Raw genomic sequence first — 22,469 nt, forward strand, 5'->3', positions numbered from 1 at the left:
CCTCACCCCTAACGCCTCACCGCCTTAGCGCTTGCCGATACCGGGCGGGTTCAACTGTGCTTCACGTTCCGGGGTCAGCGGACGCTCGAGCCAGTCGATATCCTTGTCGGCAACTTTACGCATGATCACCTCGGTATCGCGGTTGCAACCCACCGTGCCGTAGTAGTTGAAGCTGTAGGCCAGTTGCACGTATCCGCCAACCATATTGGTCGGCTTGATAACGACGCGGGTCACCGAATTGAGAATACCGCCACGCTTGCCGGTGGTATTCGAACCGGGCACGTTCACGATCTTCTCCTGTGCGTGATACATCATCGCCATGCCGCGCGACACGCGCTGCGAGACAACTGCACGCGCCATGGTTGCGCCGTTGGCATTAATCGCTTCCACCCAGTCGTTGTCCTCGATACCTGCCGCCTTGGCATCAATCTCGGAAATCCACACGTACGGGCCGCCGCGGAACAGGGTCAGCATGCGCAGGTTGTCCTGGTAACTGGAGTGAATGCCCCACTTGGAGTGCGGTGTAATCCACTTCAGCTTGACGTGCTTGCCTTCCATGATCTTCGGCGAAAGATTGCCGAAAGACTTCATGTCTTGCGGTGGTTTATGCACGCAGAAACCCTCGCCGAAGTCCAGCATCCACTCGTGGTCCTGATAGAAGTGAGCACGGCCGGTCAAGGTGCGGAACGGGATGTGCTCATGGATATTGGTATAGCCCGAGGTGTAAGAAACTGTTTCGGATTCAATCCCGGACCAGGTCGGTGCGGTAATGATCTTGCGCGGCTGCACCTGGATATCGCGGAACGTGATCTTGTCCTCGTGACGTGCGGAATACAGGTGATGATGGTCGATACCGGTCTTCTTGGAGAGCGCGCTCCAGGATTTGTGGGCCACTTCGCCGCAGGTTTCCGGCGCCATGCGCATCACTGAATCGCACACGAAAATATCTTCTTCGAGAGAAGGCATGCCGAAGGAAACACCCGGCACTTTAACCGCGCCATTCATCTCCCTCAGTTGGTCATATTCCATCTCGGTGTTCCAGTCGATACCCTTGACGTTGTTGCCCAGCTTGACCATCAGAGGACCGATGGCGATGTATTTCTTGTAGATATCGCCATAATTGCGCTCGACCACCTTAATAAGCGGCATAGTCTTGCCCGGAATCGGGTCGCATTCGCCCTTCTTCCAGTCCTTGACTTCGCCGAAAGGCTGCGCCAGTTCAAATGCCGAATCATGCTGCATCGGCAAGGCGATGATGTCCTTGCGCGTACCGAGGTGCTTCTCGGCCAGGGTCGAGAAGGTCTTGGCGATATTCTTGAAGATCTGCCAGTCGGACATGGACTGCCAGCCCGGTGACACGGCCTCGGACAGCGGGTGCATGAAGGGGTGCATGTCGGTGGTATTGAGATCGTTCTTCTCGTACCAGGTGGCGGTCGGCAGGATGATGTCGGAATAGGCGCCGGTGGAGTTCAGACGGAAGTTGATATCGACCATCAGATCCAGCTTGCCAATAGGCGCTTCTTCGTGCCACTTGACCAGCTTGTTCTCCTTGCCGTCGCCGGATTCCTGCAACACGCCATTCTGCGCGCCAAGCAGGTGCTTGAGGAAATACTCGTGTCCCTTGGCGGAGGTACCGATCAGGTTGGCGCGCCAGACGAACAGGTTGCGCGGCCAGTTGACCGGGTTGTCCGGATCGGCAAACGCCACATCCAGCGAACCATCCTTGAGCTTGTTAACCACGTGCTTGGCAATGCTGGCCTCGTCGGTCGCGCCGGCTTTTTCAGCTTCGGAAGCCAGGTCGAGCGGGTTGGTGTTCCAGTGCGGTGCGGACGGCAACCAGCCCATGCGTACTGCGGCCACGTTGTAGTCGGCCAGCGAATAGCCCTTGTATTTGCCCTTGCCGGCTGGCGAGGTGAGATCGTCGCCGCGCAGCGTCTCATAACGCCACTGGTCGGTGTGGAAATACCAGTAGGAAGTGGAGTTCATGTGACGTGGAGGACGCTGCCAGTCAAGCGCAAAGGCAATCGGTGCCCAGCCTGCCTGCGGACGCAGTTTTTCCTGGCCCACATAGTGCGCCCAGCCACCGCCGGATTGACCCACGCAACCGCAGATGTGCAGCAGGTTCATCACGCCGCGGTACATCATGTCGTTGTGGTACCAGTGGTTGATTGCGGCGCCCATGATCACCATGGATTTGCCGTGGGTTTTGGATGCGTTGTAAGCAAATTCGCGTCCGGTGCGTTCGATGTCGGCCGCCTTGACGCCGGTGACTTTCTCCGCCCAGGCAGGGGTGTAGGCAACGGATGCATCCTTGTAATCCTTGGTGACGTTGCCGCCGCCCAGGCCACGGTCGATACCGTACTGGGCAACCTGCATGTCGAACACGGATGTCACCAGAGCCTCTTCACCGTTCGCCATTTTCAGCTTGCGTACCGGCACATTGCGGTACAGCAGATCGCCTTCACCCGGCTCGAAATGCGGGAAGCCGACCGAAACCACCTCATCCTTGCTGTCGATGCAAGACAGTTCGGCCAGAATTTCCTGCTGGCTGGCAGCGTTCTTGGGCAGCAGATTCCACTTGCCCTCTTCGCCCCAGCGGAAGCCGATCGAGCCGTTCGGCGCAACGAAGGATTTGCTCTTCTCGTCATAAACGATCGTTTTCCAGTCCGGATTGTTGGTCTCGCCCAATGCGCCATCCAGGTCGGAAGCACGCAGGCAGCGATCAGAAACATATCCATCGCCATGCTTGCGCAACATCACCTGAATCGGCAAATCGGTGTACTTGCGGGCATATTCCGAGAAATAAGGATCCTGCTTGTCGATATAGAACTCTCTCAGTGCCACGTGGCCCATTGCCAGGAAGGCGGCCGTATCGGAGCCTGGATTGACCGGCATCCACAGGTCGGATGCCTTGCAGAATTCAGCGTAGTCTGGCGCCATCGAAATGACCTTGGCACCCTTGTAACGCACCTCGGAGACAAAGTGGGCATCCGGCGTACGCGTGGTCGGCAGGCTGGAGCCGCAGACAATGATGTAGGTAGAGTTGAACCAGTCGGCCGATTCCGGCACGTCGGTCTGCTCACCCCAGGTCTGGGGGGAAGCGGCTGGCAGATCGCAATACCAGTCATAGAAGGAACCGCAGGCACCACCGATGAGCGACAGATAGCGCGCACCGGAAGCATAGGAAATCTGCGACATGGCAGGAATCGGTGAAAAACCGAAAATGCGGTCAGGTCCATATTTCTTGATGGTGTGGACGTTGGCGGCTGCAATGATTTCTTTCACTTCTTCCCAGTTGGCGCGTACAAAACCGCCCAGGCCGCGCACGGCAGTGTATTGCTTGCGCTTCTTTTCATCAGCCTGAATCGCTGCCCATGCTTCGACCGGATCCTTGCCGCCCTTGCGCTCGGCGCGGTACAAATCAAGCAGACGGCCACGGATCAGCGGATATTTGATCCGCTGCGGGCTGTACAGATACCACGAGAAAGATGCGCCACGCTGGCAACCGCGCGGCTCATGGTCCGGCAGATCTTCACGGGTACGCGGATAGTCGGTTTGCTGCATTTCGAACGCAACCAGGCCGTTTTTGACAAAAATCTTCCACGAACAGCCGCCGGTACAGTTCACGCCATGAGTGGAGCGAACCACCTTGTCGTGCGCCCAGCGATGGCGGTAGGCATCTTCCCACTGGCGATCTTCATTGGTGACAACGCCGTGGTCGTTGGAGAAGTTCTCCTTGTTTTTTTCGAAAAACTTAAGACGATCGAGAAAGTGACTCATGGTTTTTTCTACTCCTTCAGTAAAATTTAAACTTTCCGGCCCGGATTCCTGGCTGCAATCCCCAGGTTCTCAATCCTTGCCGGCACATCACGTATTTGGGCTCTCTGCAACACCACAGCACCCGCAATTTTCAAAAAGTGCTTTGGCCTGTTTCAGGAGCCGCCCCTTATCCGATTAACGAATAGATGCCATAGCCCGCAACCAGAATCCCGAAGATCAAATTCAGTGGCCGGGTTTGCTCACTGGCCTGCTTCAGGAACAAGGCATCCACCCGCATTGCCTCCGTGATCCTGTTGCGGACAAAGGTGGTCAGAATCAGCACCAGTCCGTAAGCAATGCCAATCACATTAATAATGATGTCAGGGTTGTTCACAAAAAAGCTTTCACCTCAATTCAGGGAGGGAAGTCCGCATGGACCTCCCTCATTTGCCCTACTTCATCATGCGTGACTCAGGTCGATACGCTTCATTTCCTGCTTCTGGCCATCGGAAAGCTTGTCCCACCAGGTGCCGCCGGTGTTGCCATAGTCGAAACGCTCGGCGCCCTTGCGGGTGTAATACCACCAGTTAACAACGAGCGCGTAGGCATAGAACACGGCCACACCGATAAAGAACAGCTTGGCATTGCCGCTCGCCGTGGTCGATGCGCCAATGAGCATGTTCCAGAGGAATGGGCCGAAAGCTGCCCAGGCGCCTGTCCAACCCAGCATCTGCGCACCTTTAGACGGCGAGTAGGCAAACACGATCGGATACTGACGGAAAGTTGCCGCATTGTTGATGCCCGTCATCAGGAAGATGAAGAGCATGATCCAGAGGAAGCCCTGGAACTGCTCGACGCTAGTCGGCGTGAGGAAGCCTCCGAATACCAGCGCCATGCAACCTGCGATCTGCCCAATCAGGCACCAGTGCATACCCTTGCTGCCGCCAATCTTGTCAAAGATACCGCCGGAGAGCGCACGCACAGCACCGCCGATCAGCGGGCCGAGGAAGGCGTAAGCCAAAGGATCCGGCGCACCGTCAAATCCGCCATAGATGGTCTTGATCATGATCGGGAAGGCAGCCGCAAAACCGGAGAATGATCCGAACGATGCGATATAGGTCATCGTGCAATTCCAGGTATGCGTGCGTGCCCGGTTCTTGCTGCTCAGGATCTCGAACTGCCCCTTGAAACCACGCGTGGGAAGATCGACGCTTTTCAGGAAAATTGCGCACAGGACGAAGGAGAGTATGAGGAAAGGAACATAAACCAGCGGCCCGTTCTGCACCCACATGGCTTTTTTGATCACATTCTTGACCGTCACGTCGGTAATGACGCCCTCGGGGTTTCTCGTGACATCCACTTTAACGCCCTTGGTCGGCACCACTTCAACGATCTTCCCTGCCTCGTCCTTTTTGACTTCCTGCTTGATGGCCTTGACCGTATCGGTTTCCTGAAGGGTCACGTCCTTGAGAGCACCGTCTGGGCCTCTGGTAACCACGATCGCAGCGGCCAGAGCAGCCAGTTCTGGCTTATTGGCCTTGTTGATCACCACATCCTTGACTGCGCTGGTCTTATCCTGAGGATTCTCCCGCACAATCGTTATGGCGCCCTTAACCACATCGCCCTTGGTAAACACCTGCGGTCCGTCAGCCATGGCGCCGAGAGCGGCAAAGCCGATAATCCAGGGCGTCACGAACTGCACCACGCTCACCCCGAAATTGCCGATGCCGGCCTGGATGCCCATTGCGAGCCCCTGCAGACGTTTCGGGAAAAAGATACTGGTGGAAGGCATGAAGGAGGAAAAGTCACCGCCGCCCATGCCGGTGAGGAAGCCGATGATCATGAAGGTTTCCCATGATGTCGTGGGATCCTGAATCGCAAAACCCAGCCAGATCATCGGAAGGACCTTGATGATTGTCGCGATACTGACTACAGGCCTGGTTCCGAACAAGGGAATGAAGTTGGAATGAATCAGGCGCAGGATACCCGATGCGAGCCCCGGGATCGCCGCGAGCCAGAAGTACTGCATGGTGGTGAAATTGAAGCCGATGGCAGGCATCCGGACTACCACCGCGCTCATGACAAACCATGTAGCGAATGAAAACAACAGTGAAAACGTTGTCAAGGCGCATGTGCGCCAGGCAATCGCGCTACCCGTCTCTTTCCAGAACTGCGGATCTTCTGGCTCCCACCTTGGTAATCTTGACATAATTAAGTTTCCCTTTTTTCTACGGTTCTACATCAAAAAGTGATACATCCACCCAAAAACACACCCTGACTCACTCAAGCGTATCCATCTCTTTCATCTTGCGATGACGCTTGGCATCAAGCGGCTTCACTTCGGTCCAGTACATCCACATCAACGAAACCCACACCACGCCGAACATCAGCATGAATGCGGAAGAGCGGATACCAGTCAGATCCACCAGCGCGCCGAACATGATAGGCATCAGGAAGCCGCCAAGCCCCCCTGCCAGCCCGACCACACCGGAGATCACGCCGATGTTCTTGGGATAGTCGTCGGAGATGTACTTGAACACCGACGCCTTGCCGATTGCGAAAGCAATGCCAAGGGTGAACATGATGACGGTGAACCCGATAGGACCGAGGCCCAGGTGATAGGTGGAGGGGCCGGTCACGGTATGGATGGTGAATTCAGTCTGCGGGTAGGACAGGACGAACAGGCAGGCCAGCGACACCCACAATACCCACCAGGTGATGGAATGCGCGCCGTACTTGTCGGAGAAATGACCGCCAATGGCGCGCAGCACGCCGCCGGGAATACTGAACGCGGCTGCCATCAGCGCCGCGGTCTTGAGATCAAAGCCATACTCGGACACGTAGTACTTGGTCATCCACAACGCGAGGGCCACATAGCCGCCGAATACAATGGAGTAATACTGACTGTAGCGCCACACCTTGGGGTCCTTCAGTGTCGCCAGCTGCTCCGCCACCGTCACACTCTTGCCCACCTTGTGCGACGGCTCGGTGAAGGAGAAGAACCAGAACAGGATCGCAGTCACCAGCATCAGGACCGCGTAGACCTGCGGCACCATCGCCCAGCCGTATGCCACGACAATACTTGGGGCCACCAGCTTGGTCACTGCCGCGCCGGTGTTGCCGGCGCCGAAAATACCCATGGCCAGGCCTTGGCGGTTCTTGGGAAACCAGCGTGCGCAGTAGGAAATCCCCACGGTAAACGAACCGCCCGCCACACCCACGAACAGGCCGGTAACGAGAAAATGCCAGAACTCGGTGGCCTGGGAAATCATGTAAATCGGGATCACGGTGGAAAGCATCAGGATAAAAAACACGATGCGCCCGCCGAATCTATCAGTCCACATGCCCAGGGGCAGGCGGATCAGGGAACCGGTCAGCACCGGGGTGGCTATCAGGATACCAAACTGGGTTTCATTGAGATCCAGCATTTTCTTGATCGGGATGCCGATCACCGCAAACATCATCCAGATCATGAAGCAGACGGTAAATGCTATCGTGCTGGCAGTCACCACGGACCAAGCTTTGTACTCCTGCGTAGCCATGTTCCCCTCCCCAATATTGACGAAAAAAGCCCTTTGTCACGTTGCAAGAATAGGCCGATGCAGGCGTGAGGCCTATTCGTCAAAAGAACAGTTTGAAAGGTGCAAAAGGAGGAGAAGCAAGCAACGCAACAGCCCATACCCACCGGAATGACTAGTCACTTCGGCCTATGCCCCGGGAAGGGATGAAGCGTTATGAATCTTCGCGCCGCGCCAGGCCATGTTCCACGGCATATACCGCAGCCTGTACCCGGCTGGTAAGATTAAGCTTCTTGAGAATGCTCTGGACATGAATTTTCACCGTGCTCTCGGCCACGCTCAGCACCCGCGCCATTTCCTTGTTGCTGGCGCCCCTGGCGAGCAGGGTGATGATTTCCGTTTCACGCGGGGTAAGTTTTTCTCGCTCGGTTTCCACTGCAAGCGACGGAGACGGCTGCAAGTGGGGCGTTGCCGCTTGCGAATCCGATGCGGGCGGCGAAACTTCTGCCCTGGGCTGGGTGCGCAATCCCTGCACCAGCTTTCCGGTCATCAGCGGAGAAATAATGGACTCGCCGCGAGCTGCGCCCATGATGGCATTCACAAGATAGTCGGTTTCGATATTCTTGAGTAGATAGCCCGCCGCGCCAGCACGCAGGCAATCGACCAGATCCTCTGCATCTTCCGACACGGTCAGCATCACTACCCGTGTTTCCGGCGTATCCTCGGCAATCAGACGCACCGCTTCCCTTCCGCTGATGCCGGGCATGTGCAGGTCCAGCAGCACCACATCCGGCTTGAGCGATTTGGCACGCTTCACGCCCTCAAGACCGTCACCCGCCTCTCCCACCACCTCAAATCCCTTCTGCCGTTGCAACAGCAGGCGGATGCCGCTGCGGAACAGAGTATGGTCGTCAACGATGAGCACTCTGATCGGGTTCATGCGGCTTCCTTGTACGATTTGCTCAGGGTCAATCTGATCTCCGTGCCCGCGCCCGGCATGGACAGAATTTCGAGCCCTCCGCCAATGCGGTGAGCCCGTTCCTTCATAATGCTGATGCCGACATGGGAATCACCGGGCTGGAGCTCGGGGTTGAAGCCACGGCCATTATCCCGCACCGAGATAACACAGTCACCGTGGCGCGAGATTTCCACTGATACGGCACTGGCAGCAGCGTGCTTTCTGACATTGGACAGCGCCTCCTGGACGATATGCAGCATCTGGGTCTCATTGCTGGGGTCAAGCGGCGCGCCGGTGCCACTGATATTAAAGGTCGTCCTGATGCCGGTCTGGCCCTCGAATTTTTGCAGCGTACCGCGAATGGCGCCCTCCAGATCGGACTGATGAACCCGGGTGCGAAAATGCACCAGCAGTTCACGCACATCGTCATAGCTTTCCTGCACACCCTCGCGAATATTTGACAAGCCTTCCAGCACTTCACTGTCATTTCCCTTGTGGAAGGAGTCCTCCAGCATCTGGACTTGAATATTCAGGAAGGCCAGTCCCTGAGCGATACTATCGTGCAGTTCCTGCGCCAGCAGGTTGCGCTCCTCGGAAATCGCCATTTCCTTTTCGCGCGATACCAGGCGCTGCCCCTCGATAGCCGCACCGAGGTGCTGGCCGACAGCTTCCAGCAAATGCACTTCCATCGGTGAAAAACCGCGGGCCTTGTGGAAATACAGATTAAAAATGCCAATCAGGCGTTTTTTTACCTGTATGGTGAAAACCGATACCGTTCGATACCCCTCGTCGCGGCAGTTATACATCAGTTTCAACCCGGTCGGCTGATGCAGATCGAAAAAAGTGGGGGTCTGCGTGCTCGCAGCTCCACCGCACAGGCATTCGCCCATGTTGATGCAGGATTCCTTTTTAATGAAAACCTCGCTCAAGCCCTCGGCCGCCACCAAATGGATTTTCTGCGACTCGGTGTCCGCCAGCCTTACCGCGCCGCCCTGCGCGCCAAACTGGGTCATCAGGCGGCGGATGAAACGGCGGCAAATCTCTTCCACTGCCGCCGGCTCATTCAGGAAAGCAGTGATTTCATAGAGCAGGGCCAGCTCCTGATTTTTTTCCTCCAGGCTGTGAGTTTTTACCTCCACCCGCTGCTCCAGGGTGGTGTAGAGCTCCTCCAGATGGTCCGCCATCTGATTGAAGCCCAGTGCCAGAGCACCAAACTCATCCCGGCTTTCCACCGGGACCCGTACGCCGAAATCCCCGCCCGCCATGCGCTGTATGCCCTCCTGCAGCTTGGTGGAAGGGCGGATAATCAGCAGATACATGAGGAAAATCAGGATCACCGTGCCCAGCATGGCCAGGGCAACCAATCCCAGCTGAATGGAGCGCAGCAGGCTGGTTTTATAGGCATTATCACGCTCGACACTCAGCACCAGGCCATTGACCAGGCCGACAAAATTCTCCATTGCGGGCCGGCTTTCACTCAGCAGACGCCGGCGCTCCCCGGTGTCGCGGCTGGTCAAAACGCCCTCCAGCAAGGGCCGGATATGGCTCTGCCATTCCATTCTAATCCTCGCCATCAGGCGTCTCACGCCCTCATCCTTGGGCAACAGCAAGGGGCGGGTAGGGTCGCCCTGCTCCAGGTCATTAAGCGTTTTTTCGAAAGAGAGCATTTCCCGCTGCATCTCGCCTTCCATGCTCAGCTGATCCAGCTCGAAATGAATGTTGTAGGCCAGCAGATAGGCCAGCCGATAGGAACGCATGCGCTCGCTGCCGGCATCATTGATCGCCGCGGCGCCGCCTTCGAGTTGCCAGGAAACGTAGAGAGTCAGGCCGATAGCCGTGAGCGCGACGCAAAAAAAGGCGAGCAGGATGCTCACCAGTTTCGAACTCAGGGTGTGGAAGGGTTTGATCATTGACGCTCCCGGCCAGCCAGATTACCCATGTAGCTAAATATATCCCAGATAATCCATTAAATTGATTTTCTTCATGTCAAATCTTCAACGGATAATCTGGGATTATTTGCGCTTGATATAAAGGTCGGTAATCGTGCCCTCCGCCATTTCCGCGGCAAAGCACAGCGTTTCCGACAAGGTGGGATGGGGATGAATGGTCAGGCCAATATCCTGGGCATCGGCCCCCATTTCCAGCGCCAGCACCGCCTCGGCGATGAGCTCCCCGGCATTCGGGCCGACGATGGCGGCGCCGATGATACGTCTGGTTTCCCTGTCCAGCAGCAGCTTGGTGGCGCCATAGTCGGCGCCAATCGCCAGCGCGCGTCCGCTGGCGGCCCAGGGGAAACTGGCCTTTTCATAATCGATGCCTTTTGCCTTGGCTTCGGTTTCCGTCAAGCCCATCCAGGCCACTTCGGGATCGGTGTAAGCCACCGAGGGAATGGTGCGCGCATCGAAAGCCGCCTTGTGCCCGGCAATGACCTCTGCCGCCACCTTGCCTTCATGCACCGCCTTGTGAGCCAGCATGGGCTGGCCGACAACATCGCCGATGGCGAAGATGTGCGGCACATTGGTGCGCTGCTGCTTGTCCACCGGGATGAAACCCTGTTCGTTGACGGCTACTCCGGCATGTCCGGCACCGATCAGTTTGCCATTCGGGCGGCGTCCAACCGCGACCAGAACGCGGTCAAACAACTGGGGTGCGGGTGCATCATCGCCCTCGAAAGTGGCAAGAATGCCTTCCTTTTTGGCTTCCAGGGCCACGACCCTGGTCTTGAGGAGAATGGCTTCGTACTGTTTTTCGATCTTCTTGTGCAGCGGCCTGACAATATCCTTGTCGCAGCCCGGGATGAGCTGCTCACCCAGTTCCACCACCGTGATTTTTGACCCAAGGGCGTGATAGACCGTCGCCATTTCCAGCCCGATAATGCCACCGCCGATCACCAGCATGCGCCTGGGCACATCAGCCAGGGCAAGGGCGCCGGTCGAATCCATGATGCGAGGATCTTCCGGGAACAGCGGGATGTTCACCACCTGAGAACCGGCGGCAATAATGGCGTTGTCGAAGGAAACATCTATTTCGCCTTCGGCTGTTTCCACCCTGAAATGGTGGGGGGCGATGAACTGCCCGCGACCGCGAATAACCTGAACATTGCGCTGTTTCGCCAGCTGGGACAGGCCGCCGGTCAGACGGCCCACCACGCTTTCCTTCCAGCTGCGCACCTGGTCGATATCGACCTGGGGCTTGGCGAATTTCACCCCATGGGCACCCGCATCCTCGGCATCGGCAATTACCTTGGCCACATGCAGCAGCGCCTTGGACGGGATGCAGCCGACATTGAGACAGACACCACCCAGAGAAGCATGGCGCTCGATCAAAATCACTTTCTTGCCCAGGTCTGCGGCGCGGAAAGCCGCGGTGTAACCGCCGGGCCCCGCCCCCAGCACCACCACATCGGCATGAATTTGCTGGCCACCATCCGCAGCCACCGCACTGCCCGGCACTGGCGTCTCGGCTGGAGCCGCCACGAAAGCCGTCTCCTCCGCTTCCAGCGTCAGGATTTCGCTGCCCATGGCCACCTTGTCGCCCACTTTCAGCTTGATCGACTTCACCGTGCCGGCATGGCTGGATGGAATTTCCATCGTCGATTTTTCGCTTTCAAGGGTGACCAGCGAGGTATCTTTTTCGATCTTGTCGCCCGGTTTGACCAGCACCTCGATTACCGGCACGTTGTTGAAGTCGCCAATATCCGGCACGGTTATTTCGATGATCTTGCTCATAGTCCCACCCGCGGCCTGTTCGCCCGCTTTCGATAGTGATTAAATTTTGAATCTGCGTACCGCGCTCCGCATCTCGTCCGACAGATGTTGCAGGTGTCCTGCCGAGTTTGCGGTTTCACCCGCGGCTGCGCTGTTCTCTTCGGTCATCTGCGCCACGCGTTCGACATGGCCGGCGATGTCATTGCTGGCAACGCTCTGTTCCGCCAGCGCTGCGGAGATATCGTTGACCACGTTGACCACCTGGTCGGCACCCGATTTGATCTGGTTGATCGCCTCGCCAGCCTGCTGTGCCAGAGCCGCCCCGCTGCCAACCCGCTCCACTGCATCGTCCATGGTGGATACTGCGGAGCGCGCGCCCTCCTGCATGGAGTTGACCATGGCGGCAATTTCCTCGGTTGCCTTGGTGGTACGTTCGGCCAGCTTCCTGACTTCGTCGGCCACCACGGCAAAACCTCGCCCCTGCTCACCGGCACGCGCCGCCTCGATGGCCGCGTTAAGCGCCAGCAGATTGGTCTGGTCGGCCACTTCCTTGATCACCTGGACCACTGAAGTAATCTGGTTGGATTTCTGGTCCAGACTATCAATGGCGGCAGAAGCCTGGCGCACGGCACCCGCAATCTGGTTCATCTCGTCTACCGTACGGTGAATCACCTCACCGCCCTGGGCTGACAGCTCGCCCGATTTGCGCGAAATTGCCAGGGCATCCTTGGCGCTGTCGGCAACATGATTGATGCTCACCGTCATTTGCTCCACGGATGCCGCCATGGCCGAGGCAGCTTCGCTTTGATGCGCGGAACTGGTTGCCACCTGGCTGGAACTTGCCGCGAGACCGCCTACCGAATCGGAGACCTGCGACACATTCTCCAACACGGAGTGCAAGGTTTCACGAACCGTTGCAATCAGATGATTGAAGGATTTTGCCGTTTGCCCCACTTCATCCTGACTATCGACCTCCACGCGGTGCGTGAAATCCTTGTCGCGTTCAATCGTGGCAATGGTGGCACGCATCACGCCTAGAGGCACAGTGATGGAGCGGATTATCCAGATAGCCATACCCAGGCCCAGGATTAGACCGCCAATGATGGAAATAATGGCTATATTGCGAATGAAGTTGTAATTGGACTCTGCTTTTTCGAACTCTTCCTTTGCCACCGTCCCCTGGAGTTCAATCAGGTGGAACATGGTGTCATGCGCGGACTTGTATTTGGGACCCGCATCTTTTTTGGCATTATCCCTGGCGTTTTCGAAATTTCCAGCTGCGGCGGCATTCATCGTGACATCACGTGATTCCTGGTAGGACTTCAACTGCTGTCCGAATGCATCCGCCAATTTCTTTTCTTCTGGCGTAAGCGTGGTTGCCATGTATTTGGACCAGAGTTCCCCGATTTCCCTGTCCAACTGCTTTACCTCGCTGATGGCACCCGTCACCACATCCTGATTGCCGGCATTGGACGCAGACAGGGCATTCAGTCGCATAAGGTTGATCTTGTCAATGATCTTGCCCAGGTCCACCAGGGGAACCGTACGGTCCTCATAGACTGTTTTCAGGCCTTGATTGGAGCCGTTCATTCCGTTCAGGCCAAGTACTCCAACAGCTATCAACAATACAAAAAGAAGCGTGACGAGAAGCGTCAGGCGCGTTTTAATCATCAGGCTGGAAAACATGCATGAATCTCCTTGAATTATTATTTGTATAAGTTACAAAAATTTATTATTAAGCTGCCGATTGAAATGCGGATATCTCCCTGGTAGTGAGTTGAATTTAAAGCAGCAAACGCCGGACGTCGCCCAGCACGCCTGACAGATAAGAGGTTAAACGCGCGCCCAGCGCACCGTCAATCACGCGATGATCGTAGGAAAGCGACAGGGGCAGCATGAGGCGCGGCACAAATTCCTTGCCGTTCCAGACAGGCTTCATGGTTGAACGGGAAACGCCCAGAATCGCCACTTCGGGCAGATTGATGATAGGCGTGAAATAAGTGCCTCCGATACCGCCCAGGCTGGAAATACTCATGCTGCCACCCTGCATTTCAGCCGGAGAAATCTTTTTCTCGCGCGCCTTGGCAGACAGCGTGCCGAGTTCACGGGCAATCTCCAGCACCCCCTTCTGATCGACATCACGGATCACCGGGACCACCAGACCATCTGGTGTGTCGGCGGCAAAGCCGATGTGGAAATATTGCTTCAGCACCAGGCTTTCTCCATCTACCGCAAGGGAGGCGTTGAATTCCGGGTAGGTTTTCAGGCCAGCCGCCACTGCCTTCATCAGGAACGGCATCAGGGTCAGCTTGACACCCTGCTTGCCTGCCTCGTCCAGCATGCTCTTGCGAAAGGTTTCCAGATCGGTGATATCCACTTCCTCGAACTGCGTGACGTGAGGTGCGGTTACCCAGTTGCGGTGCAGGTTGGCACCGGAAATTTTCTTGATCTTGGATAAAGGCTTGATCTCGACCGCACCGAACCTGGTGAAGTCCACCGCAGGCATGGCTGCAAGCCCCAGGCTCAGCCCGCTGGCAGCTGCGCCGCGCGGCCTGGCCAGTTCGGCCTTGACGAAGGCCTGCACGTCTTCCCTGAGAATACGCCGCTTCGCACCCGATCCATTGACATGGGCAAGATCGACGCCAAGCTCGCGAGCAAATGCGCGTACCGACGGGCTGGCGTGAACCTTGCCACTACTCCCCGCCACGGCCTCCCCCCTGACAAGGGGGGCGGGGGGGGGTTGGGGGGCCGGGGAAGGTTGAGTAGCTGGGGGAGTTGGGGCCGTTTTCGCTTCCGCCACGGGCTGCGAATCCGCTGCAGCAGGCGCGGGGGCAGCAGGCTGGCTCACTGCGGCCTCATTCACCTCCATAGTCAGAATCAGCGTACCTTCAGCCGCCTTTTCACCTGCCTTGAGACGAATCGCCGTCACCTTGCCGGCAAATGGCGCTGGAATGTCCATGGTAGCCTTGTCGCTCTCCAGCGTGACCAGGGAATCCTCCGCCTTGACCACGTCGCCGGCCTTGACCAGAATCTCGATCACGTCCACTTCGGGAAAATTACCGATATCCGGGACGCGCACTTCCTTGATGTTTGACACTATTATTTCTCCTGAATCGTAGGTTGGGTTAGCCCAAGGGGCGTAACCCAACAAACCGGGATCGTTGGGTTGCGGCGCGTTGCGCCTAACCCAACCTACGAATTTTACCGGCTACACCGTCACCGGGTTGGGCTTGTCCGGATCGATACCGTATTTTTTTATCGCCTCACTCACCCTGGCGGCGGGCAAAGTGCCTTCATCAGCCAGTGCCTTAAGGGCAGCGATGACGACATAATAACGATCCACCTCGAAGAAGCCGCGCAGTTTCTCGCGGCTGTCGCTGCGTCCGAAGCCATCCGTACCCAGCGTCACAAAGTTTGCCGGCACGAATTCGCGGATCTGGCCGGCGTAGGCCTTCATGTAGTCGGTGGAAGCAATCACCGGCGCCAGTCCACCCTTGAGGCATTTCGCGACATAGCTTTCGCGCTGCGGTTTTTCCGGGTGCATCCTGTTCCAGCGCACGGCATCCAGACCCTCGCGGCGCAGTTCGTTGAAGCTGGTGACGCTCCACACCTCGGCGGACACGCCAAAATCGTTTTCCAGCAGTTCCGCAGCCGCTTCCACTTCGCGCAGAATGGTGCCCGAGCCCATCAGGCGCACCTTGAGCTTCTTCTTGCCGGCTTTCTTCAGCAGGTACATGCCCTTGATGATGCCCTCCTCCACGCCCTTGGGCATGGGCGGGTGAACGTAGTTTTCGTTCATCACCGTGAGGTAGTAATACACATCCTCCTGCTCCTGGTACATGCGGCGCAGGCCGTCCTGGACGATTACCGCCAGCTCGTAGGCGTAGGCCGGGTCGTAGCTGATGCAGTTGGGGATCATGGCCGCCTGCAGGTGGCTGTGGCCATCCTCGTGCTGCAGGCCCTCGCCGTTGAGCGTGGTGCGCCCGGCAGTGCCGCCCAGCAGGAAGCCGCGCGCACGCGCATCGCCAGCCAGCCAGGCGAGGTCGCCGATGCGCTGGAAGCCGAACATAGAGTAATAGATATAGAACGGAATCATCGCCACGCCGTGATTGCTGTAGCTGGTCGCCGCCGCCACCCAGGAAGCGAAGGCGCCCGCCTCGTTGATGCCCTCTTCCAGAATCTGGCCGGTCTTGGCTTCGCGGTAATACATCACCTGGTCGGCGTCCTGCGGCTCGTACAACTGGCCTTGCGAGGAATAGATGCCGAGCTGGCGGAACATCCCTTCCATGCCGAAGGTGCGCGCCTCGTCTGGCACGATGGGCACCACATGCTTGCCAATCACCTTGTCCTTCACCAGCGTCGCCAGAATGCGCACGAAAGCCATGGTGGTGGAAATCTCGCGTTCGCCGGTGCCGCTGAGGATGGCATCGAAGTCCTTGAGCGAAGGCACAGGCAAAGCCTCGGCTTTCATGCGCCGCGCCGGCAGGTAGCCGCCCAGGGACTTGCGACGTTCCTTGAGATATTGCATTTCCGGGCTGTCTTCCGCCGGGCGATAGAATGGCACGCTGGAAAGCTGATCGTCGGCGATAGGGATATTGAAGCGATCACGGAATTCCTTCAGCGACGCATCCGACATCTTCTTCGCCTGATGAGTGATGTTCTGGCCTTCGCCTGACGTGCCCATCCCATAACCCTTCACGGTCTTGGCCAGAATCACCGTTGGCTGACCGGTGTGCCTGGTCGCCGCCGCGTAGGCAGAATAGACCTTGAACGGATCATGGCCGCCGCGATTGAGGCGCCAGATGTCGTCATCGGACATGTTGGCAACCATTTCCAGCAGCTCCGGATATTTGCCAAAGAAGTGCTGGCGCACGTAGGCGCCATCCTTGGCCTTGTAGTTCTGGTAATCGCCGTCCACGCATTCTTCCATGCGCTTGAGCAGCAAGCCCTTGGTATCCTTCGCCAGCAGGGCATCCCAGTGACGTCCCCACACTACCTTGATGACGTTCCAGCCCGCGCCGCGGAACACACCCTCAAGTTCCTGGATGATCTTGCCGTTGCCGCGCACCGGGCCATCCAGACGCTGGAGATTACAGTTCACCACAAAAATCAGGTTGTCGAGCTTCTCGCGCCCGGCAAGGGAAATCGCGCCCAGGGATTCCGGTTCATCGGTCTCGCCGTCGCCGAGGAAAGCCCACACCTTGCGGTTCTCGGTATTGACCATGCCGCGGTCGTTGAGATACTTCATGAAGCGCGCCTGATAAATCGCCGTCAGCGGCCCCAGGCCCATGGATACGGTGGGGAACTGCCAGAAATCCGGCATCAGCCAGGGATGCGGATAGGAAGGCAGGCCACCGCCATCCACTTCCTGGCGGAAATTTTTCATCTGCTCATCGCTCAGGCGCCCCTCAAGGTAAGCACGAGCATAGATGCCGGGCGATGAATGGCCCTGGATATACAGCAGGTCGCCGCCGTGCTTGTCGTCCGGGGCGTGAAAGAAGTGGTTGAAGCCCACGTCATACAGGGTCGCCGCGGAGGCGAAACTGGCGATATGGCCACCGACACCGGGGCTTTTCTTGTTCGCCTGCATCACCGTGGCAATGGCGTTCCAGCGTATCAGGGCGCGGATGCGGCGCTCCAGGGCAAGATCACCGGGAAAACGCTCTTCCTGCGGCACCGGAATGGTATTGAGGTAAGCCGTGCGGGCCGAATAGGGCAGATTCGCGCCGCTCCGGCGCGCCTTGTCGATCATCTGCTCCAGCAGAAAATGAGCTCGCTCCACACCTTCCAGCTCGAGAACCGCATCCAGGGCATCCAGCCATTCCTGCGTTTCCTGAGGGTCCATGTCGGGGATTGCTGCCATTATGATCGCTCCTGAGTAGACATTTTTTCAAACCTGTTATGATTCCTTATCTTGCCCTCTTTGGTCAAGGCAAGAATACACGCCACTGTCCGGGAAACCACTCCATGAATCAAGCAAAAATAATTGAAAAACAATCCGACCTAAAAGCAGAGGAAATTTGCGGCAACGATCATGTGCTGATAATTCTGCCTGCGGTAAAGAAATTTGCCCTGCTCAAGGACCTGCCCCTGCTCGACACCCTGCAGGCGCGCATGGAAAGGCGCGGCGTAAAGCTGGAAGACCTGAAAAAATCCCCGCTCAGCAGCGATCTCGATCAAGGCGCACTGGTCACATGGCTGACATTCGACACGCAGCAGACCGCCTTTGAACGACACACGGCCATGCGCAAGGCCATCCAGTCACTCATGAGCGAGCAACCCCAGTCCATCACTATCGCCGTCAGCGGCACAGCCAAACAGCGCCATCTGGCTGCGGAATGCGCAGTCTATTGCGCCCTGGCCAACAGCGCCCAGCTTCCCGTGCGCAAAAAGAAGGATGAACGCAAGCCGCTGCAGAAAATCGTTGTCTACGGCCACCGCTCCGGCAACGCTTATCAAGTGCAACGGGCGCAGGCCGCCGGGAATATTCTCAGCCGCGAACTCACCATGCTGCCAGCCAACGAGCTCACTCCGGGCCTTTACCGTGAACGCATCCGCAAGCTGGCCAGGGAAGAAAAATGGAAATGCGAAGAATTTGACCTGAAAAAACTGCGCAAAATGGGTGCCGGCGCCTTCGTCGCGGTCGCTCAGGGCAGCGAGGAAGAAGACGCCGCCATCGTACATCTTTCCCACCGCCACCCCGATGCAAAACAGACGGTCGCTCTGGTTGGAAAAGGCATCTGTTTCGATACCGGCGGCCATAACCTCAAGCCGGCGCGCTATATGCACGGCATGCACGAAGACATGAACGGCTCCGCGGTGGCGCTGGGCATTCTGCTGGCGGCGAGCAAGGCCAATCTGCCGGTCAACCTGGATGTCTGGCTCGCCATCGCGCAGAACCATATCAGTCCCAAGGCCTACAAACAGAATGATGTGGTGACGGCGCTCAACGGCACAACGATCGAAATTATCCACACCGATGCCGAAGGGCGCATGGTGCTGGCCGACACACTGACCCTGGCATCACGCGAAAAACCGGATTTCATGCTCGACTTCGCCACCCTCACCGGCAGCATGGCCACCGCGCTGGGGGCGCGCTACTCGGGGATTTTCAGCAACCGGGAGAAGCTGCTCGATAGCGCCCAGAGGGCAGGCCAGACCTCGGGCGAACGGGTCAACGCCTTTCCCCTGGATGCCGATTATGAAGCGGATCTCGACAGCCAGATTGCCGACATCAAGCAATGCACCATGGAAGGCGATGCCGACCACATCCTGGCGGCGCGCTTCCTGCTGCGCTTTATCGAAAACGACACCCCATGGCTGCACATGGACCTCTCCGCCAGCAACTGCAAGGGCGGGCTGGGTGCGATAGGGTCGGATGTCACCGGCTTCGGCGTTGGCTGGGGAATAGCCTTTTTGGCTAGTCATTCCGGCAAATTGTAATTGCCGGTGCGCTGCGTTATAGTCGATTCAACCTTAATATTTCTGGCTGCAGCGCCATGACCGACCACACGCTTCTCACTGATAATTTCCAGCGACCGATTGAATATCTGCGCCTGTCCGTAACGGACCGGTGCGATCTGCGCTGTGCATATTGCATGCCGGAGGATTTCAAGGGCTATGAGGAGCCGGAAAACTGGCTGACGTTTGACGAAATCGAACGCCTGATCGCAGCCTTTGCCCGTCTGGGGGTGAAGCGTCTGCGCCTCACCGGCGGCGAGCCCCTGCTGCGGCGCGATCTGACAGGACTTGCCGGGCGCCTTTCAGCGCTGCCCGGCATCGAAGACCTGTCGCTCAGCACCAATGCCACCCACCTCGACAAATATGCCCGCGCGCTACGCGACAGCGGCGTGTCTCGCATCAACGTCAGCCTTGACTCTCTTAAACGCGAACGAATTGAAAAAATTACCGGCCGCGATTGCCTGGATAAAATCCTGGCCGGCCTGATGGCGGCCAAGGCAGCCGGTCTGGCTCCGATCAAAATCAACATGGTGGCGCTACAGGGGGTCAACGAGGACGAGATCGATGACATGGTGGCCTTCTGCATCAAACACAGCTTCATCCTGCGCTTCATCGAAGCCATGCCGATCGGCAACACTGGCCGCGAGGCTCGGTTTCTCGACCTGCAACCAGTCAAACAGCGCCTGCAGGAACGATTCGGCTTGCTCGAGGGCGTGATACCCGGCGGCGGCCCCGCACGTTACCTGAAGTCTGCCGACGGCAAATTCAGTGTCGGCTTCATCACCCCGATTTCCCAGCATTTCTGCGAAACCTGCAACCGCGTTCGGCTGTCGGTTGACGGGACGCTCTATACCTGCCTGGGTCAGGATGAAAAATTTGAATTCAGGCCCCTGCTACGTGGCGGGATTTCCGATCAGGGCCTGGAAGACGCAATTCGCCTGGCAATCTCCCTCAAGCCCGAGCGCCACGAATTCCGCGAGGAGCCGCACAAGATCGTGCGCTTCATGTCATCCACAGGTGGTTGATTTACCGCCGCACGGGGCGGGAGTGCTTGGCAATTCAGCCGCTTGTTTTGTCGTTGTTTCCACTTTTGGATAGTTCGGGAAACAGCGGGTCGAACTCCAGATGATTTGACACTTCGCCATCCTCGGGCTGTTTGGCTTGTTCCGGCTCCAGAACGAAATCGAGCGGCGCATCCAGCCTGGCTTCTTCTTCCTGCACTGCTGGAGCCTCAGCCGCCATTTCTGGCGCAGTAATTTCGCTTTCTTCGTGACTTGCAAAATACAGCGGGTTGTCCGCATCGAGCTGCCTGCCCAGCTTTTGCACCAGCACCCACAAGCTGCTGTCATCCATGGCCGACTGGCAGCGCAGCGCAAGCTGTTCGAATTCCGGCTTCATGCCCTGGGAACTGTAAATCTCAAAAAGTTTTTTCCACAAGTGAACATCGTCCGGATGTTTGTCCAGATATTCCTGCAGCGACTCAATGGCGCGATTGGCCCAGCCATAGGCCAGGTAAAGATCCGCCTCATCCAGCACCGACTCGGCTTCGGTGAACGTGACCGACTCATCTTCCTTTTCGAAAATACTGGTGGGGTTTAAGAGAAAATCTTCTTCCAGCTCAGTTGCCGATGGTTTGATCTTACCTGCCCGATGCTCATCGGGCCGCGATGGTGCTGCCTTTACATATTGAGGCATCTCGCTGGGGGCAAACTCCTGCCCCAATTCAGCATCCAGCCACGCTTCGGCCTGGCGTCTGCGCCAGCGCCACCAGCCGGAAACAATAAACGCCACAATCAGCCCCACCCCTGCCATTCCGCGCAAAGAGGTATTTTCCCACCAGCTCTCCGGGCTGGCATTCGTGCTGGCGCTGGTCGAAACCACGTTCTGCACTGGAGGTGTGGCCAGCTTTTCGGTCAAAGACAAGCGGCTGTTGGTTTTCTCCAGTTCTTGCTGCATGTTTTGAAGCTGCTCTTCAAGCTGCATGATGCGATTTTTCATGCTCAGCGCATTGGCCACCAGGTCATCGGCATCCAGCAGCAATTGTTTTTCGCGCAGTTGCTGCCGCTGCTCTTCAGTTATTTTCCCAATGGCGGACAAATCAAGATCAGAGGTGGAAAGCTTGAGGCGGAAACCACCCTCTTGCATGGCGGGCGGATGCGCTTGCGATTGTGCGCCAATAAATTCAGCCGTTTTTTTAGCCGGGGCACGAACACGGCGCGGCTTGCTGGCCGCGTCTGCTGAAGGTGCTGGCGCGGATGCAAGCGGACGCAGTGCCGGAACCCGAATCACGCCACCTTCTGGCAATGGCTCATCAACAGGCACCCCAAGCAGCTCGGGATTGGCTTCACGTATGGCCCGCAGCAGATCGCGCTGCTTTCGCTTCTGCCGTGGATACAGGCTGCCGGCAATGGAGTGCAGCGTTTCACCGTGGCGCACAGCCCAGACTTGCTGATCCTGCGTATTCGAAACTCGCGTCCCGGGTGATGCTGTAGCTGGCTTTACCGCGGGAAAATGGCTCTGCGCATAGTCAACCGGGTCGAGCAGCAGGGTATATTCCCGGCTCAGGTGACCCTGGCCGCAACTTCCCTGCACCAGCAAATGCAGAACCGGCTCATTGATTACCTGGGTTGAGTGGATTTTCAGCTCAAGCCGTCCGTTCGCGTCAACCAGTTCCAGATTTGCCTGGGTCAGGTAGGAAGCGTGTTCGCCCTGCCCCTTGGGGCGTGCAAGGGAGAAACACCGGCTGTCCAGCTCTTCATCGGAACCGGCCTTAAGTGGAATGGTAACGCGCAGGGGTTGGCCCAGAAAGGTATGCAGGCTTGCTTCGCCAAGCAGCATGGCAGAAGACGAAAGTGGAGCGGCGCAGGAAATGAATCCAGCCAGAATCAGCGACGCTTTCAAATGGTCTACCTGCCCGCTCATCTGCCCAACCTTTAAAAACAAGGGAATGGCACGAAACCCGCACCAGCCGCCGAGTTTATAACAATCCACACTTTCCCATCAAGCCATTTAATGCAAACGGCTTATGCAATATAGCTTCGGGAAATGGGCATTGCTTCGTTCCAG

Annotated in this window: 13 protein-coding genes; 2 read left to right on the top strand and 11 right to left on the bottom strand. The window is 57.4% G+C overall.

Annotation, left to right across the window (positions count from 1 at the left end):
• Window positions 1-24: 24 nt before the first annotated feature.
• From WC392_08820 to aceE, 10 genes are all read right to left on the bottom strand, one after another.
• Window positions 25-3,780 (bottom strand): nitrate reductase subunit alpha, encoded by a 3,756-nt coding sequence (locus tag WC392_08820; protein MFA5242458.1) that lies wholly within the window; start codon window positions 3,778-3,780, stop codon window positions 25-27.
• 166 nt (window positions 3,781-3,946) lie between these two features.
• Window positions 3,947-4,153, bottom strand: coding sequence for a hypothetical protein (locus tag WC392_08825; GenBank protein MFA5242459.1), 207 nt, complete (start codon window positions 4,151-4,153; stop codon window positions 3,947-3,949).
• 66 nt (window positions 4,154-4,219) lie between these two features.
• Window positions 4,220-5,839, bottom strand: a complete 1,620-nt coding sequence (locus WC392_08830) for a hypothetical protein (GenBank protein MFA5242460.1) — start codon at window positions 5,837-5,839, stop codon at window positions 4,220-4,222.
• Window positions 5,840-6,038: 199 nt separating this feature from the next.
• Entirely contained in the window at window positions 6,039-7,301 is a 1,263-nt protein-coding gene (locus WC392_08835) for a nitrate/nitrite transporter (protein ID MFA5242461.1), read from the bottom strand.
• A 190-nt stretch (window positions 7,302-7,491) separates the two neighbouring features.
• On the bottom strand, window positions 7,492-8,217 hold the full coding sequence (locus tag WC392_08840) for a response regulator transcription factor (protein ID MFA5242462.1): 726 nt from the start codon (window positions 8,215-8,217) through the stop codon (window positions 7,492-7,494).
• Window positions 8,214-10,145, bottom strand: coding sequence for a type IV pili methyl-accepting chemotaxis transducer N-terminal domain-containing protein (locus WC392_08845; protein MFA5242463.1), 1,932 nt, complete (start codon window positions 10,143-10,145; stop codon window positions 8,214-8,216). Before WC392_08845 ends, WC392_08840 begins: the two co-directional genes overlap by 4 nt.
• Before the next feature lie 102 nt (window positions 10,146-10,247).
• Window positions 10,248-11,963: a dihydrolipoyl dehydrogenase gene (gene lpdA / locus WC392_08850; GenBank protein MFA5242464.1), complete on the bottom strand. Its 1,716-nt coding sequence runs from the start codon at window positions 11,961-11,963 to the stop codon at window positions 10,248-10,250.
• Between the two features lie 39 nt (window positions 11,964-12,002).
• Entirely contained in the window at window positions 12,003-13,628 is a 1,626-nt protein-coding gene (locus WC392_08855) for a methyl-accepting chemotaxis protein (GenBank protein MFA5242465.1), read from the bottom strand.
• A gap of 97 nt (window positions 13,629-13,725) precedes the next feature.
• Complete coding sequence (gene aceF, locus WC392_08860) at window positions 13,726-15,039, bottom strand: dihydrolipoyllysine-residue acetyltransferase (protein MFA5242466.1); 1,314 nt, start codon at window positions 15,037-15,039, stop codon at window positions 13,726-13,728.
• Window positions 15,040-15,150: 111 nt separating this feature from the next.
• Window positions 15,151-17,805: a pyruvate dehydrogenase (acetyl-transferring), homodimeric type gene (gene aceE, locus WC392_08865; GenBank protein MFA5242467.1), complete on the bottom strand. Its 2,655-nt coding sequence runs from the start codon at window positions 17,803-17,805 to the stop codon at window positions 15,151-15,153.
• A gap of 104 nt (window positions 17,806-17,909) precedes the next feature.
• Here aceE and WC392_08870 point away from each other — a divergent pair, with 104 nt between their 5' ends.
• Both WC392_08870 and moaA read left to right on the top strand, forming a co-directional pair.
• On the top strand, window positions 17,910-19,385 hold the full coding sequence (locus WC392_08870; protein MFA5242468.1) for a leucyl aminopeptidase family protein: 1,476 nt from the start codon (window positions 17,910-17,912) through the stop codon (window positions 19,383-19,385).
• Window positions 19,386-19,441: 56 nt separating this feature from the next.
• A complete protein-coding gene (gene moaA, locus WC392_08875) occupies window positions 19,442-20,428 on the top strand; it encodes a GTP 3',8-cyclase MoaA (GenBank protein ID MFA5242469.1) in 987 nt (328 codons plus the stop codon).
• Window positions 20,429-20,462: 34 nt separating this feature from the next.
• Here moaA and WC392_08880 read toward each other — a convergent pair whose 3' ends face one another.
• A complete protein-coding gene (locus WC392_08880; protein ID MFA5242470.1) occupies window positions 20,463-22,325 on the bottom strand; it encodes a hypothetical protein in 1,863 nt (620 codons plus the stop codon).
• Window positions 22,326-22,469 lie beyond the last annotated feature (144 nt).

This window comes from Sulfuricella sp. (assembly GCA_041651995.1).
Taxonomy (GTDB): Bacteria; Pseudomonadota; Gammaproteobacteria; order Burkholderiales; family Sulfuricellaceae; genus Sulfurimicrobium.